This window comes from Nocardia carnea NBRC 14403 (genome assembly GCF_000308515.1).
GTDB lineage: Bacteria > Actinomycetota > Actinomycetes > Mycobacteriales > Mycobacteriaceae > Nocardia > Nocardia carnea.
The window spans coordinates 50688-66237 of sequence record NZ_BAFV01000013.1; the positions used below are offsets into that span (position 1 = coordinate 50688).

Below are 15550 nucleotides of genomic sequence, written 5' to 3' on the forward strand. Positions count from 1 at the left end.
TGCAGTTATGGCAAATTTATTTGTCAAGATGCCGCTGCCTCCGGATGCTGGAGAACAAGCCCCGAGCAGATCAGGAGATACCGATGGACCAGCAGTTCTGGGACGATATGTACGGCGAGAGCGAGCAGAGATTCAGCGGCCTGCCGAATGACGCCCTTGTCACGGAGGTGACCGGTATGGCGCCCGGTCAGGCACTCGACCTCGGCAGCGGGGAGGGGGCCGACGCCTACTGGCTTGCCGAGCGCGGATGGCAGGTCACCGCGGTGGATATTTCGAAGGTGGCAATCGAACGCGCATCGGCCGGGCATCCGGAGATCTCCTGGCGGCAGGCCGATATCACCGTCACACCGCTGCCGGCCCGCTCGTTCGATCTGGTGTCGGCGCACTACTTCCCGATCGCACACGAACCCGACCACGCCACCGTGCGCGGTCTGCTGGAATCGGTCGCACCGGGCGGCACGCTGCTGTTCGTAGCCCACGACCCGACCGAATTCCCCGAGCCGGACGAACATTCGCACGAGCAGGAACGGCATGGGCCCCAGTTCGACCCCTACGCCTACTACCTGCCCGCCGATGTCGTCGGCCTGCTCGACGATCAGTGGACGGTGCAGGTGGACGAACGGCGCGACCGTAACCGCCCCGCGGCCGGCCATCAGGTCAAGGACCTCGTCCTCCGGTTGCGTCGCGCGAACTGAGGCCGCGGCGGCCGGCGCCGGAAAATCGCCACCGCCACCCGAATCCGGATACCGCGCGTCGGTACACGCTGCGACGAGAGCTGATTGCTATCGTCGGCGGAATCTGTGCGCGGAAACCGGAACCATGAGGTGGAGGGTTGTTCATGCGGCTGTACCGGATCCACGGGTTCGCGGCCGCAACGGCGATCACCGTTGTCGCCCTCGCCGTAATCCTGGTGATAGCGCAGGCCGCCCGGCACCCGGTCAGCCGCGACACCGCGCCGGCCGCGTCCCCGGCCGAACTCGCACAGCAGTGGACCGGCACCCACGACGGCCCACAGCCCTACCCCGAGGTGCATATCGACAAAGACGTGCACATCACCATGAGCGACGGCGTGGTGCTGAAAGCCGATGTGTACCGGCCCGCCCACGCGGGTGACCGGGTGGAGACCGAACCGCTGCCCACAATCGTCACGATGACGCCGTACTCGAAAATGATGTCCGCCCTTATCGATTCGGCGATGAACAATCCCGAGGCGCAGAAGTTCACCATGGACCTGGTGAACCGGATCAACCTGTCCGGCACCCCGATCAGCGGTTTCGAGGATCTGCTGCACGCCCTCGACGGCGGCACCGTCGCCACGGTGCTCGGCCTCGACAGCAAACTGGTGCACGCCGGATACACCGTGGTCTCGGTGGATGTCCGCGGTACCGGGCAGTCGCAAGGGCTGTGGGACACCCTCGGTGCGCGCGAACAACTCGACACCCGCGAGGTGATCGAATGGTCGGCGGCGCAACCGTGGTCGAACGGGCGGGTCGCGATGAGCGGCGGCTCCTACTCCGGCATCAATCAATTGCGCGCCGCCGAGAACGCCCCGGAACCGTTGCAGGCCATCTTCCCGGTGGAACCCGGTAGCGATCTCATGCGCGATGTCGTGGCGCCGGGCGGCGGTGTCGGTGTGACCTTCCTGCCGCTCTGGCTCAACCAGGTGAATCAGGCCAAACTCATGCCGGATGTGCAGTCGATGCTCAACGGCACCTTCGACTGGCAATGGCTCGCCGACCGGCTGGCCGATCCCGCCACCAACTACGACCTGCTCGCTCAGGCACTGCTCACGCCGTCGCTGAACAAGATGCCGCCCACACTGGCCGCGGCGCTGGACGAGAACAGCCCGTTCCGGCAGGGCATCATGGGCGATCCGTCGAAGATCACCGTCCCCACCTTCGTCTACGGCGGCTGGCACGATATTTTCGCCAACAGCGCCACCACCCTCTACAACGACATCCCGCTCCCACCCGGCCACAAACAACTCGTCGTCGGCGACACCTATCACGCCAACCCCGGGGCCGGGACCGGGCGGCCCGGCGCACCACCGCGGCTGGATGTCCTGCAGCGGGCCTGGTTCGACCACTGGCTGAAAGATATCGACAACGGTATCGCCGACTACGGGCCCGTGATCGTCTGGGAACAGGGCGGCGGCTGGGTTTTCCTCGAACAATTCCCGCAGCCCGGAATGGCGCACCGGCGGGTGTATCTGTCGGGCGCACCCAGCGGCACCAGCGCCGAAAGCGTGCACGACGGATCGCTGATCGGTCAGCCGGGGGACAAGACCCAGCTCACCGTGGCGCCGGGACTGAGCACGCTCTGTTCGCGGGATATGGCCCAGGGGTCGGCCGGGATGGGCGCGGTATTCGATGCGTGCGCCAAGGATTCCCGGATCGCCGAACGTGGCGCGCTCACCTTCACCAGCGCCGAAGTCACCGAACGGACCGTGATCTCCGGCCCGATCAACGTGCATCTCAACACGGTGCACGACGCTGCCGACGGCTACTGGAGCGTCACGGTCAACGATGTCTCGCCCGACGGCACCTCGACCGTGCTGAGCACCGGCCAGCTCACCGCCTCCCTGCGCGCGATCGACGAAGCCCGCAGCACCCGCTCACCCAACGGCGACCTCACCGCCCCGTTCAACCCGATCACCCTGGACAGCGTGCAGCCGGTGGCGCCGGGCGAGCAGGTCGCGCTCGATATCGGGGTGATCCCCACCCAGGCCGTGCTCGAACCCGGCCACCGCCTGCGCCTCGACGTATTCGCCGCCAACGCCCCCAAAGCGCTGGCATTCCGGCCGATGCTCAACGACACCGAACTCAAACCTCAGCATCTCGCGCTGGACCCGGCCGCCCCCAGCTTCATCAACCTCCCCACCGACCGCCCACTGCCCGGCGCCCCGGGGCGCCCGTCCGCAGTTCCGCAGCCCGCGGTGGCTCCGGCCGCGCCGGCTGCTCCGCCGGCGGAACCTTCCGGGGCCGCGGAAGCTCCTCGCCCTGCCGAGTCCTCGCAGCCGCCGGTACGGAATACCCCGGCACCTGCTGGGCCGCAGCCGCAGTCGACGCCACCTGCCGTTGCGCCGACCCGGTCGCCCGCGCCGATCCCGGAATACACCTCACCGAGGTCCGCGACGTCGCAGCCGTAGCGTCTACCCGGCACCCCATCGCGCGCCGCTATCGGCCGGGACGGTCTCGCCCTCGGACTCTCACCGGCCGCCGCCCGACAAGTACGACGCCGGACCTCGTGGTAGTCGGCTTGTCCGGGCCTGCTGTCGCTGCCGGATTCTCCGGTGATGCGGCACAGCGGGTGCCGTGGCGCCGTAGCTGCGGATCCTTGCGTCCGCCCGTCGCCGGGCCCGTGGGCGTTTTGCGACGCCGTATTCCGGCCGGTGTCCACACGCGCATGACGCAGATCACCGATGCATCTGCCCGGTTTGCCCGCGTAGCGGCCGGTGGGTCGTAATGTGGCGCGCATGGGGTCGCAGGAGAGGTCCGAACTGGTTCGGTCGGCGGCGGAGACGAGCTTGCTCGCCGGCAGCCGGCGGTACAACCGCATAGAGGTGGCAGAGAAGGCGGGGGTGACACCCGAGCTGGCGCGCCGATTGTGGGTATCGCTGGGGTTCCCGGCCAGCGAGGACGACAGCGCGCCCGAGTACACCGATTCCGATATCGCGGCCATCCACCGGTTCCGGGAGGTCGAGGTGCTGTCCGCGGCCGGTTCCCGGCAGCAGGCCGCGACCGCCCGCACTATCGGGCAGGCCATGGCGCGGCTGGCCGAATGGCAGGTCGATCTGGTGCTCGAGGAGATCGACCGGCGGGTCGCGGCGGCCGGGCCCGGGGCCGACCCCGACGAGATCACCCGTAATGCCACCGCGGAAACGGTGGAGCTCATGGAGAGCCTGCTGTCCTATGCCTGGCGGCGCCACCTGGATGCGGCGCTCATCCGGCATCTGCAGGAGACCGGGCCGACCCAGGATTCCACCCGGACGCTGGCCGTCGGGTTCGCCGATATGGTCGGCTACACCCGGCTCACCCGGCATCTGCATCCCGACGAGCTGTCCACGCTGCTGGAGGCGTTCGAATCCACCACCACGGCGGCGATCACCGAAAACGGGGGCTGGGTGATCAAGAACGTCGGGGACGAGGTCATGTACGCGGCCGAATCCCCGATGATCGCGGCCCGGATCGCGCTGGAGATCCAGGAATCCACCATGACCGTCGGTACCACTCCGGAACTGCGGGTAGCGATCGCCTACGGGCCGGTGCTGCAACGCTTCGGCGATCTGTACGGGTCCGTGGTGAATATGGCGGCCCGGCTCACCGGCGTCGCCCGGCCGGGCACGATCCTGGTCGACGACGGCGCGGCAGCGGAGCTGGAAGGGGAGACGGAGTTCAGCATCCGGAATCTGCGCAGCGTCCGGGTCCGGGGTTTCAACCGGCTGCGTCCGCATCTACTCCGGCGTAACGGCAAGTCCTGAACATCAAGCCGGCCGGACCGCATCGCCCAGCGATCGAGAGCGCCGCAGCCGGTTTCACCATATGGGATTCCCTTATTAGGAAATCACGTTTTGAGTATGGTCGTCGGGGAGCCGAAAGTGTCCGGCTCGTGTGTGAGTGAGGAGTTCCGGGATGGCCAAGGGCTATGTCATCGTGACCGAGTCGATCAAGGATCCGGCGGGGATGGCCGAATACGGCAAGGCAGCCGCAAAGGCGATGGCCAACGGCGTGAAAGTCCTCGCGGTGGATACGAAACCGCAGGTCCTCGAAGGGGAGTGGCCCGCCACCCAGACCGTGGTGCTGGAGTTCGAGTCCCCGGAGGCCGCGCGTGCGTGGTACGAATCCGAGGAATACCAGGCCGCGATCCCGCTGCGGCAGGCGGCGGCCGATTGCAATGCCGTGATCATCAACGGCCTGTAGCCGTACCGCGGGGGCGCTGATTCGTCGCCGGTTGCCGGCGGACATCGCATCGCCCGGCATCGCGGGGCGACGACCGTGGCGCGGCCGCGCCGCCGCCGAATCCGGCGCCGGGGAATCTACGCTGATGACGTGACCGCATCCCGCCCCTCCGCGACCGGCCGTTCGATCGTGTTGGCAGCGGCGGCGGTACGTGCCGAAATCGGGACGGTGGCCGCCGTATTGCGCGGTCTCACCGTCGGCGGTATCGCGGTGACCGAACCGCTTCCCGCCGGTGCCGCGCCGCCGATGGCCGCTGGTATTGTGCTGGCGCCGTGGCCCAATCGGGTTCGCGATGCGGTCTGGCTGCTCGACGGTCGGCCGCAGCAACTCGATATCACCGAGGTCGCACGGTCGAACGCGATCCACGGCCTGCTGCGCAACACCGATTACGAAGTCCGGGCGCAGGCCCCGGATTCGGTGACCCTCGGCGCGCTGATACCGCCTCAGCACGGCTGGCCTTTCCTGCTGGATACCTGGGTGCGCTACGAACTACGCCCCGACGGGCTGGCGGTGACCCACGGGGTCGTCAATCATTCGGACCGGCCGGCGCCGTATGCGGTGGGCGCACATCCGTACTTCCGGGTCGGCGCGGTTCCGGTGGAGGAGCTGGAACTCACCGTCGCCGCGACCACCTACTACGAGGTCGATGCGCGGATGAATCCCGTCGCGGTGCATCCCGTCGAGGGCACGCCGTACGATCTGCGGGCCGGGGTCGCACTGGCGGACCTGACGCTGGATACCCCGTTCGGTGGAGTGGTTCCGGGCGTCGCCGCCCGGCTCACCGCGCCGGGTGGGACGCGGGTAGAGCTTCTGCTCGAGGACGACTGGCGCTATCTCCAGGTGTTCACCGCAACGGAATTTCCGCGACCGGCGGGGCCCGGACTCGCGGTCGCGCTGGAACCCATGACCGCGGCTCCGGACGCCCTCAATTCCGGAGACGGTCTGCGCCATCTGGAGCCGGGGGAGACCTGGGAGGGGCGCTGGGTGGTGCGCTGTATACCCGGCGTCACGGTTTCCCGCTGATATACCGAGGCGCCGTCCATGGTCGCTTCGAGCAATCAGGTGGTTGTGGAAAGTATTGTCCCAATTGAAAATTCGGCGATCGGCAACCGCCGAACAGTCCTCTCGGCCGCCCGGAACCGGCTAACCTGTGCTCGGGAATCTGCCAGGGGAGCCGGCGAGTGGGTCGCCGGCCGCAGAGTATGTCCGGGGGGCTGGGGGTTTCAGCGGTCACACCCGGGGGACGAAAGGGGACCGGGGTGAGCGACGCCGATGAACTGGGGCCGTTCCCGAGCAGCCGGATCATCTCGGCGGTATTCACTCGTGCGGCCGAATTCGATCGGTCCACCGCCGCGGAATTCGGCTGTGCAATGCTCGAATCGCTGGCGGGCCTCGTAGTGGCGCATCGCAGGATGGCCGCGGCGCGACCGGTCTGGGACGAGATCGTGTTGCCCTGGGAGCAGCCCGAGGATCCGCCGGGGCCGGTGGCAACCGGCTCCGATACCGACCCTTTCGCCTGCGCCTGCGACGACGTGCAGCGCCATATGCTGTCGATCGATCTCGAAGCGCGCCGTATTCTCGGGCCGGCGCGCCCCGATTCGATGCCACATCGCGAGGGGCTCGGCGCGGTATTCGGCCGGATGGCGCATCTGTATACCATCAGTTTCGACCGCTTCGTGCTCGACGGCCCCGCAGGGCCGAACCGCCGGCGGCTCGTCCGCGAATACATCGCCTACGAGGCCCTCGCACGGGATTTGGTCGCCGGGCGAAAATGCCTACCTGCCTTGTCCGATCGCCCCACCTCCTGAACGCCGCTCCGGGACCGGACGGCTCTATCCTCGACAGCAGCGGGTTCGGACGAATTCGCGAGCAGGCAGGGGAACGGAATGGATGTCGAGGGCGCCCGTCGGTTCGCGGGCGCAATATGGCGGCGCCCGGATCTGTCCGGGCCGGAACGGCTGGCCGCCGTCAAAGCGGACGCACATGCCCGCGGTAAGGAGCCCTTCGATCTGGACCGGCTGGAAGCATTGTGCGATACCAGCCACGAGGGTCGGATGGACCCGGTGCAATGGCGGTGGCGCCGCTTCGAGCTGGTGTACTACAGCCATCCGGAAATGATGACGATCGAAGACCTGGCCGCGCATGTGATGCTCTCCCAGGGCTGGATGGGCTGAGCTCCGCGCCCCGCGAGCGGCGCCGATCGATCAATGCCGCCGGTCGTCGTGCGAATCCTGCCCTGCCGCGCCGGCCGGCGGTTTGAATGCCAGCACCTGGACCGTGGCGCTCGGACCGTGATGGAATTTCCCCTCGGTGATCTCGCGATTCACTTCCCGGCAGTGTTCCAGCTGTAGGCCGGGGAGATCGCGGCGCAGTTCGGCCGGGGTCGGCAGTGCGTCCGCGACCGGTGGTCCGCCGACGCCGGGGCGATCCAGGTGGCGCGGGGTATAGGCCTCGAGGACGAAGGCGCCGCCCGGCCGGAGCGCTCGCGCACAGGCCGCGTGCAGTGCCGGGCGGGCCGCCGAGGGCATATGCGCCCAGATGGAGATGATCCCCGACCAGTGCGTATCGCCGAAGTCGTAGGTGGTGAGGTCGGCGACGACGGTATCGATGGTGACCCCGTGCCGGGCCGCCAGTTTCCGCGCATTCGCCAAGCCCACCTCGGAAAGGTCCACTGCAGTAACCGAATGGCCGCGTTTCGCCAGGTACACGGCGTTACGCCCCTCGCCTTCGGCCAGACACAGCACAGGCCCGGCAGGGATCTGTCCGGCGACTTCGCGCAGGTAGTCGTTGGGTTCGGTGCCGTACGACGCGAACGGTTCGGTATAGCGCTCGTTCCACAGGTCGGCCGGTGTCCGGATTTCCATCTGTACTCCTCGGTGGCGATATCTTGACGACACAGCCCACTGTGCAAGTTAATGTGAACATGAAGTCAAGCCCGTCCGGCGGCGTGAACGACGCGACGTACTCGATCGGTGAGATCGCCGCCTACTTCGACCTAGCACCGCATGTACTCCGGCATTGGGAATCCGTCGGCCTGCTCACTCCGGCCACCCGGGTCGGCGGCCGGCGGCGCTATACCCGGGCGCATCTTGCACGGGTCGCGATGATCTTGCGCAGCAAGGAGATCGGTCTGAGCCTGGCGCAGATTCGCGACCTGCTCGACGCCTGTGACGGTCGCGGCCGGCGCCGGATCCTGCAGTCCCAGCTGAGCGCTCTCGACGAGCAGATCGAGCGCATCCAGACCTCGAAACAGTTGATCACCCATGTGCTGACCTGCCGCCATGAGGACTTCACCGAATGTCCCCGGTTCCAGGAGGAGGTCGTCACGGCCGTGGTCGGCGTCGCAGCGCACCGTGCCGAGCCCTGAACCCGGCAGTGCGCACAGGGCTGCGGCCGGACAGGAGCGGCCCCGGTCGACCGAGGTGGGGTCGACCGGGGCCGTTCGCGGTACTGCTCGGAGTGCGCTGTCAGGCGGCGGTGGCGTGCCGGATGGCGATATTGCCGTAGGAATTCCGGGCGTACACGCGCACGGTGTCCTCGTCGGATTGCGGTCGGTCGGCCGGTCCCATCTGGTTGTGCACGCTGCCCTGCACGGCATTGAGCTCCAGCCGGACCGCGCTACCGTGGCTGATCCCGATCTCCAGTTCGCCCATGGACGTTTCGAGCCGCAACTCGCCGCGGATGGCTTCGCCGATACGGATATCGCCCTTGGCGACTCTCGCGGTCACCGAATCGCCGGCGCGCTCGATGCTGATATCGCCGGCGGCTATTTCGAGGTCGCTCCGGCCGAGTTCGCCGGTCGCCTCGATCCGGCCGACTCCGGCGGAGCTCTTCAACCGGGAGCCGGATGGCACCTGGATGGTCACCGCAATCGTCGGATTACCGCCGAAGGGGGTGTGGGTACGCCAGTCCTTCGGCGTGGTCACGGTCAGGACACCGTCGGTGAAATCGACCCAGGTCTGCTCGGCGGCGCGGATATCGCCCTTCTTGGACGCGTCGGCCGGCTGGATATCGACAACGGTTTCGGTGCGGTCGGTGGCGTGCACGAAGACGTCGGCGGACAGCACCTCGACGGTGACGGCGATCGGGGCCGGGGTCTGGAAAGTAGGCATGGCGGTACTCCTCTGACTATGTGTTGTGCTCGGTGAACGGGCGGCGGACTCGCACGGTCTGTATTGCCGCCGACGGGACTAGCGGGACGTTTCGGTCCAGGTGACCGGCAGTTCGTGCACGCCGTAGATGTTCATATCGGTCCGCAACTTCACCTCGCTCGCGGGGACGGCGAGGGCGAGCGTGGGGAAGCGGCGGATCAAGGCCGCGAAACCGGCGCGCATCTCGACCCGGGCCAGTTGCTGGCCCAGGCACTGGTGCACGCCGTGGCCGAAGGACACCAGTCCGCGAGCCGTGCGGTGGATATCGAGGGTGTCGGGGTCGTCGAAACGCTTCGGGTCGCGGTTGGCGGCCAGCAGCGAGACGACGACGGTCGACCCCGCGGGGATCGTTTCGCCGCCGAGTTCGAGATCCTCGGTGGCGTAGCGGTAGAAGATATCGGCGACCGCCAGATAGCGCAGGAGTTCCTCGACGGCGCCGGGAACCAGCTCGGGATCGGCGCGCAGCCCGGCCAGCTGATCGGGATGTTCCAGCAGCGCGAACGTGCCCAGGGCCAGCATATTTGCGGTGGTTTCGTGGCCGGCGAGCAGCAGCAGGAACGAGATCCCGGTCAGTTCCTCGATGCTCAGGTCCGCGTCGCGGGCCAGGTCGGAGAGGATATCGTCGCCGGGTTCCGCACGTTTGGTGGTGACCAGTCCACCCAGGTACGCCATCATCGCGCCATAGGCGGCCATCTTCTCCTCGATCGGCTGCTCCCGCAGCATGAACTTCGCGGAGTTGGCTTGGAAACCCGCCCGGTCGGAGTAGGGGACGCCGAGCATTTCGCAGATCACCAGGGAGGGCAGTGGTAGCGCGAACTCCGCGACCAGATCGACCGGCGGTGCCAGCAGCGCCATCTCGTCGAGCTGTCGCTCGGCGATCTCGATGATGTGCTCTTCGAGCTGTTTCATCCGTTTGACGGTGAACGCGCTGATGAGCTTGCGGCGCAACCGGGTGTGCTCCGGCGGATCCATCGCGATGAACATGCCCGGGATCTGCGGGGACGGTTCGGTCTGGACAGGCATATCGGGATCGGCGTCCAGCGCGTGCAGTACGCCGATGTCCTGGCGCGAACTGAACCGGGTATCGGCCAGCACCTGCCGGACGGCGTCGTAACCGGTGACGAACCAGCCCTGGTGCCCGTCGGGGAAGATCATCGGGCTGACCGGGCGCGCCTGACGCAGCTCGGTGATTTCGCGGGGCGGGTCGAAGGGGCCGGCGTTGCGTTCGGTGGGCAGGCCGTGCGGTACGGGGACTGTGCGGGTCATCGAGGTTTCCTGTTCGTGTGGGGTCAGTGGGTGAGGAGGGTGATCGCGCCGGCGGGGCACATCTGGGCTGCCTCGCGGACGTCCGACTCCTGGTCGTGGGTGGGTGCGGTGATCAGCGCGACCACCCGCCCGTCCGCGTCGTCCTGGTCGAAAACTCCGGCGGCGGTCAGTACACACATCCCGGCGCCGATGCAGCGCTCGCGATCGACCCGGAGTTCCATCGGTGCGTGCCCGCCCAGGTGCGAGTTCTTCCGTGGTCCGGAAGGTGCCGTGCTGTTCATGTGAGTACTGTCGCGGCCCCCGCTGATACCGCCCTGACACCCGCCTGATAAGCCCGCTGACAGATGGTCGGCAACCCAGCCCGGCAGAATAACTGCCGACCGGCCGCGCACGGCAGAATGGCCGGGTGCAGATCGTGTTGCTCGGGCCCCTCGAGATCCGGACAGATGACGGCGGATCGATAGAGGTCCCGGGTGCCCGGCTGCGGGCGTTGTTGATCGCGCTCGCGCTCGAACCCGGGCGGGCGGTCCCGAAAACGACGCTGGTCGATTGGATCTGGGGTGAACAGCCGCCCGCCGACGCAGCCAATGCCTTGCAGGCGTTGGTTTCCCGGTTGCGCAAGGTGCTGCCGGAAGGGTCACTCGACGGTGAGTCGGGCGGGTACCGGCTGGTGATCGAACCCGATGCTGTCGACGCCGTCCGGTTCGAACAGCTCGTCGACCGGGCGCGCGGTGGTGGCGACGCGTATCGCGCCGGGGTGCTCCGTGAGGCGCTCGACCTGTGGCGGGGAGCGCCGATGCAGGGTATCGAGGTACGTGACAGCGAGGCCGTCGACGCCGTGATCACCCGGTTCGAGGGGCTGCATTCCGCGGCGCTCGAGGATCTGTACGAAGCGGAGATCAACCTCGGTCTCGGGGCGCAGCTGGTACCCGAATTGACCGAGCTGGTGGCCCGGAACCCGGTGCGGGAGCGGTTGGCCGCCGCGCTGATGCGCGCTCTCGGCGCCGCCGGGCGTGGTTCCGAGGCACTGCTCGTTTACCAGAACGCCCGCGAGGCCCTTGCCGATACGCTGGGCGTGGACCCCTCACCGGAACTCTCCGCGCTGCATGTCGCGTTGTTGCGCGGCGAAGTGGGTGCGAAGCAGACCGCCGAGCGCCGCACGAACCTGCGCGCCGAACTGACCGAATACGTCGGCAAAGTCGCCGATATCGCCGCCGTCCGTGACCTCATCGCGAATCATCGCCTCACCACGCTGACCGGGACCGGCGGTTCCGGGAAAACACGGCTGGCCGGGGAAACGGCGCAGACCCTGCTCGACGATCTGCCGGACGGTGCCTGGTTGGTGGCGCTGGCCGCGGTCGGTACGAGTGGTGATGTGGCACAGTCGGCTCTCGCCGCGATCGGCCTCCGCGACGCACTGCTCGGCAATGCCGTGAACACCGAACCGGTGGACCGGCTGATCGCGGCGGTCCGTGACCGCGAAACCCTGCTGATCCTGGACAACTGTGAGCATGTGATCGAATCCGTGGCCGCGTTCGCGCACCGGGTGCTGGGGGAGTGCCCGCGGCTGCGGATCCTCGCGACCAGCCGCGAACCGCTGGGTATCACGGGTGAGGCGCTGTGGCAGGTCGCGCCGCTGGCCCTGCCGGTTGCAGACGCCGATCCCGCGGCGATCGAATCCTCCCCGGCCGTGCAGTTGCTGCGGGACCGCGCCCGCGCGGTGCGCAAGGACCTCACCGCCGATCCCGGCACCCTCGCGACCATGGCCCGCGTCTGCCGGGCACTGGACGGAATACCGCTGGCGATCGAACTGGCCGCCGCCCGGCTGCGCACTCTTTCGCCGGATCAGCTCGCCGAACGCCTCGACGACCGGTTCCGGCTGCTCACCGGTGGTAGTCGCACCGCGATACCGCAGCATCGGACACTGCGCGCGGTGGTCGACTGGAGCTGGGAGCTGCTCAGTGAAGCCGAACGGGCGGTGTTGCTCCGGCTCGCGGTATTCGCCGGAGGCGCGAGCTTGGAAGCGGCCGAACAGGTCTGTGCCGATCCGGGCGACGGACGGCCGGTGGTGGTCGAGCAGTTGGAGGTGCTCGATCTGCTCACCACGCTGACCGAGAAATCGCTACTGCTCACCGCAGAACGAGGGATGGTGGGCGATGCGGCCGGCGCCGGGCCGCTTGTGCCGGGTGCTGCGGGGGAACGCCAGCCGCGCTTCCGGATGCTCGAGACGATCCGGCAGTACGCGTACGAACGGCTCGTGGAGTCGGGGGAAGCGGAGGCGGTGCGCCGGGCGCATCTCGCCTACTTCACCGGTCTCGCCGATACCGCGGAACCGCATCTGCGGCGCGCCGAGCAACTGGAATGGCTCGCGGTGCTGGAGGCCGAACACGACAATATTTCGGCTGCGATGCGCACCGCGCTCGCGGCGGGCGATACGACCGGGGCGTTGCGGCTCGCCGCGGCCGCAGGCTGGTACTGGTGGCTCGGCGGTCACAAAGCCGAAGGTCAGGAACTGCTCATGGCGGTTGCCGACGAACCCGCCGAGGTCGACGATGCGACCCGCGCATTGATATACGGGCTGGTCACGCATTTCATGAGTTCCGGCCGCAATGACGCGGTCCAGGTGGCGGAGTGGATCCGCAAAGCCCACCGGTTCAGCCGCGGTATCAAGGCCGGTCATCCCACGCTCGCGTTCATCGACGCATTGGAAGCGATGTTGCAGGGGCCGGCGGCGCTACCGACCGCGTTCGAACCACTGCTCACCGATGACGACCCCTGGGTGCGCGCGCTGTCCCGGTTGCAGATGGGCAAGATGCGGATCGTGGTCGGGCAGGACGGGCCGGATGTGGACGAATATCTCGAAGGGGCGCTCGCCGAGTTCCGGGCGCTGGGGGAACGGTGGGGGATCTCGTTCGCGCTGACCGAGCTGGCGAACCGGCGCGCCACCCGCGGCGAATTCGTCTCGGCCTGCGAACTCTACGAGGAGAGCATTGCCGTTGTCGCCGAGATCGGCTCGGCCGAGGATATCGTGGCGTTGCTGTCACGTCAGGCCCAGTTGTATTGGCTGGCAGGCGACTCCGAGGCGAGTGCGGCCGCGGTGGCCGAGGCGCAGCGCCGCGCTGATCGGGTGGTCTGGCCGTTCGCGCTGGCCGAACTCGCGCTGGCCAGGGCGGAGCTGTCCCGCTGGAGCGGCGATCCCGAGCAGGCCCTCGAACAGGTCGATATCGCGACAACCGTCTCGGGTGGCGAAGCCGAGATGCCGCAGTTCGCGGCGGCCGTCCACACCCTGCGCGGCTACCTCGGCAGCGATCTCGAGCAGGCGCGCGAACATCATGCCGCGGCCTTCCGGGCAGCGACCGAGGCCGGTCATGCGCTCCTGGTCACCCAGGTGCTCGTCGGGATCGCGGACTGGGCGCTGCGCGCGGGCCGCGATCCCGAGGCCGCGCGGTTGCTCGCAGTGAGCGCGGTGGTCCACGGGGTGCCCGATCGCTCCCAGCCGGACGCGGTCCGCGTCGAACAGACGGTGCGGGATCGCCTCGGCGAAGCGGAGTTCACCGAGGCGATGCGGGAGGGTTCGGAAGCGGACTGGCGGGAGCTGGCCACCACCGTGCTCGCTCGCTGACGGCGGTGCCTGGCTGTCAGGCCAGGTCGTGGTTCACCAGGGTCTTTCGCCCCAGAGCTTGACCTCAACAATTGTTGAGGAAGCAAGGTGGTCTGCGGGTGGCCGACGGGGCCGCCGAACGTAGTAGGGGAGAAACCGATGACGATATCGACCGGCACCACCACCCTCGCAGAACCGTTGCGGCTGACCCTCGTGATCGGCAGCAGCAGGCAGGGCCGCTTCGCGCCGACCGTGGCCGACTGGTTCCGTACCCGGGCGATTGCGCGACCGGACTTCACGGTCGACGTCGTAGACGTGGGCGAACTGGACCTGCCACACACCTTCGGCGCCCCTACTCCCCGAGCCGCCGAGACTCGGGCCGCGCTCGCCGACACGGACGCCTTCGTCATCGTCACACCCGAGTACAACCACAGCTATCCCGCGGCGCTGAAGAACCTCATCGACGCGTACGGGCGGGAATGGCAGGCGAAACCCGTCGGCTTCGTCAGCTACGGCGGGATCTCGGGTGGCCTGCGCGCGGTCGAACATTTGCGCGGCGTCTTCGCCGAACTCCATGCGGTCACCGTGCGCGATACCGTCAGCTTCCACAACCCGTGGCGCAACAGTGCTACACAGGACGACCCGATCGCCACCGCGGAAGCTGAAACGGCCGCGAAAACCTTGTTGGATCAGCTGGTCTGGTGGGGCGAGGCGCTGCGTGCGGCCCGTGCCACCCGGCCCTACGGGCAGTGAGGGTTGTGATGCGACACAGTGTGGCAACGGCCCGGACTCGGCCGGCACGGGCGCCTGCCATCGCGCCGCTCAGCGGGCGGCGGCTATGACCGGGGCGAGGCCGTCCTGGCCCAGGAGGGCCTCGGAATCGGTGACTTCCTCGTCGTTGACGTAGACGGTGGGGGTGCCGTTGACGCCGGAGGCGAGGACTTCGTCGGTCTTGGTGCGCAGATAGGTGTCGTAGCGGCGGTCGGTGATGCACTCTGCCACCGCGGAATCCGCATAGCCGGTGGATTCGGCGATAGCGATCAAGTCGCTGTCGGGCAGGCCGGCGCCGCCTTCGGCCGGCTGTTCGGCGAACATTTCCGCCAGCCAGGTCTGGTAACTGTCCAGCCCCGAGTTCGCGACACAGAACGATGCGTTACCCGCTCGCGAGGAGTATTCGGTGGTACTGGCGCGATCCAGGAAGGAGATGACGCTGTACTCGACCGCCGCGGTGCCCTCGCGCACGGCATCCTCGAGCACCCTGCCGTTGGCGTCCTCGAAGGCTTTGCAGAACGGGCACTGCAGATCCATGACGACCCGCACGGTCACGTCGGCGTCCGGTTCGCCGATCCGGACCGCGCCGTCGGCCGCGACGTTCGCGGGGCCGGAACCGCTGCCGACCGCCGCCGCGGTACCGGGGATCGTCTCCGCCATCGCGTTGCGGGCCAGCAGCCCGGCGCCGACCGCTGCGCCGACCAGCAGCACAGTGACAAGGGGGAGCAGCACGACGAGAAGCCGTCGGTTCGGCCCGGGGTTCTGCGGCGGTGGCCACCCGCCCGGATAGGTGCTCAAATCGT

15 protein-coding genes are annotated in these 15550 nt (G+C 68.1%); 10 read left to right on the plus strand and 5 right to left on the minus strand.

Annotated features, from left to right (window positions below):
• Positions 1-83: 83 nt before the first annotated feature.
• The 7 genes from ON22_RS03260 (at position 84) to ON22_RS03290 (ending at position 7132) form a co-directional block, all read left to right on the plus strand.
• The gene (locus ON22_RS03260; RefSeq protein ID WP_033244583.1) at positions 84-695 is read left to right on the plus strand and encodes a class I SAM-dependent methyltransferase; all 612 of its coding nucleotides are present in this window, start codon (positions 84-86) and stop codon (positions 693-695) included.
• Between the two features lie 143 nt (positions 696-838).
• On the plus strand, positions 839-3148 hold the full coding sequence (locus tag ON22_RS03265; RefSeq protein ID WP_081595291.1) for a CocE/NonD family hydrolase: 2310 nt from the start codon (positions 839-841) through the stop codon (positions 3146-3148).
• Positions 3149-3475: 327 nt separating this feature from the next.
• Positions 3476-4480, plus strand: coding sequence for an adenylate/guanylate cyclase domain-containing protein (locus tag ON22_RS03270; protein WP_033244171.1), 1005 nt, complete (start codon positions 3476-3478; stop codon positions 4478-4480).
• A 151-nt stretch (positions 4481-4631) separates the two neighbouring features.
• Complete coding sequence (locus tag ON22_RS03275; protein ID WP_033244172.1) at positions 4632-4919, plus strand: DUF1330 domain-containing protein; 288 nt, start codon at positions 4632-4634, stop codon at positions 4917-4919.
• Positions 4920-5048: 129 nt separating this feature from the next.
• Complete coding sequence (locus ON22_RS03280) at positions 5049-5981, plus strand: aldose 1-epimerase family protein (RefSeq protein WP_051157104.1); 933 nt, start codon at positions 5049-5051, stop codon at positions 5979-5981.
• A gap of 236 nt (positions 5982-6217) precedes the next feature.
• Positions 6218-6766, plus strand: coding sequence for a hypothetical protein (locus tag ON22_RS36255; RefSeq protein WP_033244173.1), 549 nt, complete (start codon positions 6218-6220; stop codon positions 6764-6766).
• 78 nt (positions 6767-6844) lie between these two features.
• On the plus strand, positions 6845-7132 hold the full coding sequence (locus tag ON22_RS03290) for a hypothetical protein (protein ID WP_051157105.1): 288 nt from the start codon (positions 6845-6847) through the stop codon (positions 7130-7132).
• A 30-nt stretch (positions 7133-7162) separates the two neighbouring features.
• Here the strand turns inward: ON22_RS03290 and ON22_RS03295 are convergent, their stop codons facing one another.
• The gene (locus ON22_RS03295) at positions 7163-7822 is read right to left on the minus strand and encodes a class I SAM-dependent methyltransferase (RefSeq protein WP_197039663.1); all 660 of its coding nucleotides are present in this window, start codon (positions 7820-7822) and stop codon (positions 7163-7165) included.
• A 59-nt stretch (positions 7823-7881) separates the two neighbouring features.
• On the opposite strand from ON22_RS03295, the gene ON22_RS03300 reads away from it, so the two are divergent.
• A complete protein-coding gene (locus ON22_RS03300; protein ID WP_033244174.1) occupies positions 7882-8325 on the plus strand; it encodes a helix-turn-helix domain-containing protein in 444 nt (147 codons plus the stop codon).
• A gap of 100 nt (positions 8326-8425) precedes the next feature.
• Here ON22_RS03300 and ON22_RS03305 read toward each other — a convergent pair whose 3' ends face one another.
• The 3 genes from ON22_RS03305 to ON22_RS03315 form a co-directional block, all read right to left on the minus strand.
• Positions 8426-9070 (minus strand): DUF4097 family beta strand repeat-containing protein, encoded by a 645-nt coding sequence (locus tag ON22_RS03305; protein ID WP_033244175.1) that lies wholly within the window; start codon positions 9068-9070, stop codon positions 8426-8428.
• A 78-nt stretch (positions 9071-9148) separates the two neighbouring features.
• Positions 9149-10375 carry a cytochrome P450 gene (locus tag ON22_RS03310; protein ID WP_033244176.1) on the minus strand — a complete coding sequence of 409 codons (1227 nt, stop codon included), beginning with the start codon at positions 10373-10375 and terminating at the stop codon, positions 9149-9151.
• A 23-nt stretch (positions 10376-10398) separates the two neighbouring features.
• Entirely contained in the window at positions 10399-10656 is a 258-nt protein-coding gene (locus ON22_RS03315; protein WP_306306579.1) for a ferredoxin, read from the minus strand.
• Between the two features lie 125 nt (positions 10657-10781).
• Between ON22_RS03315 and ON22_RS03320 the strand changes: the two genes are divergently transcribed.
• Together ON22_RS03320 and ON22_RS03325 are read left to right on the plus strand one after the other, a co-directional pair.
• The gene (locus ON22_RS03320; RefSeq protein WP_033244178.1) at positions 10782-13997 is read left to right on the plus strand and encodes an ATP-binding protein; all 3216 of its coding nucleotides are present in this window, start codon (positions 10782-10784) and stop codon (positions 13995-13997) included.
• A 144-nt stretch (positions 13998-14141) separates the two neighbouring features.
• Positions 14142-14729: an NADPH-dependent FMN reductase gene (locus ON22_RS03325; protein ID WP_197039671.1), complete on the plus strand. Its 588-nt coding sequence runs from the start codon at positions 14142-14144 to the stop codon at positions 14727-14729.
• A gap of 69 nt (positions 14730-14798) precedes the next feature.
• Here the strand turns inward: ON22_RS03325 and ON22_RS03330 are convergent, their stop codons facing one another.
• Positions 14799-15545 (minus strand): DsbA family protein, encoded by a 747-nt coding sequence (locus tag ON22_RS03330; RefSeq protein WP_063820524.1) that lies wholly within the window; start codon positions 15543-15545, stop codon positions 14799-14801.
• Between the last annotated feature and the right edge of the window lie 5 nt (positions 15546-15550).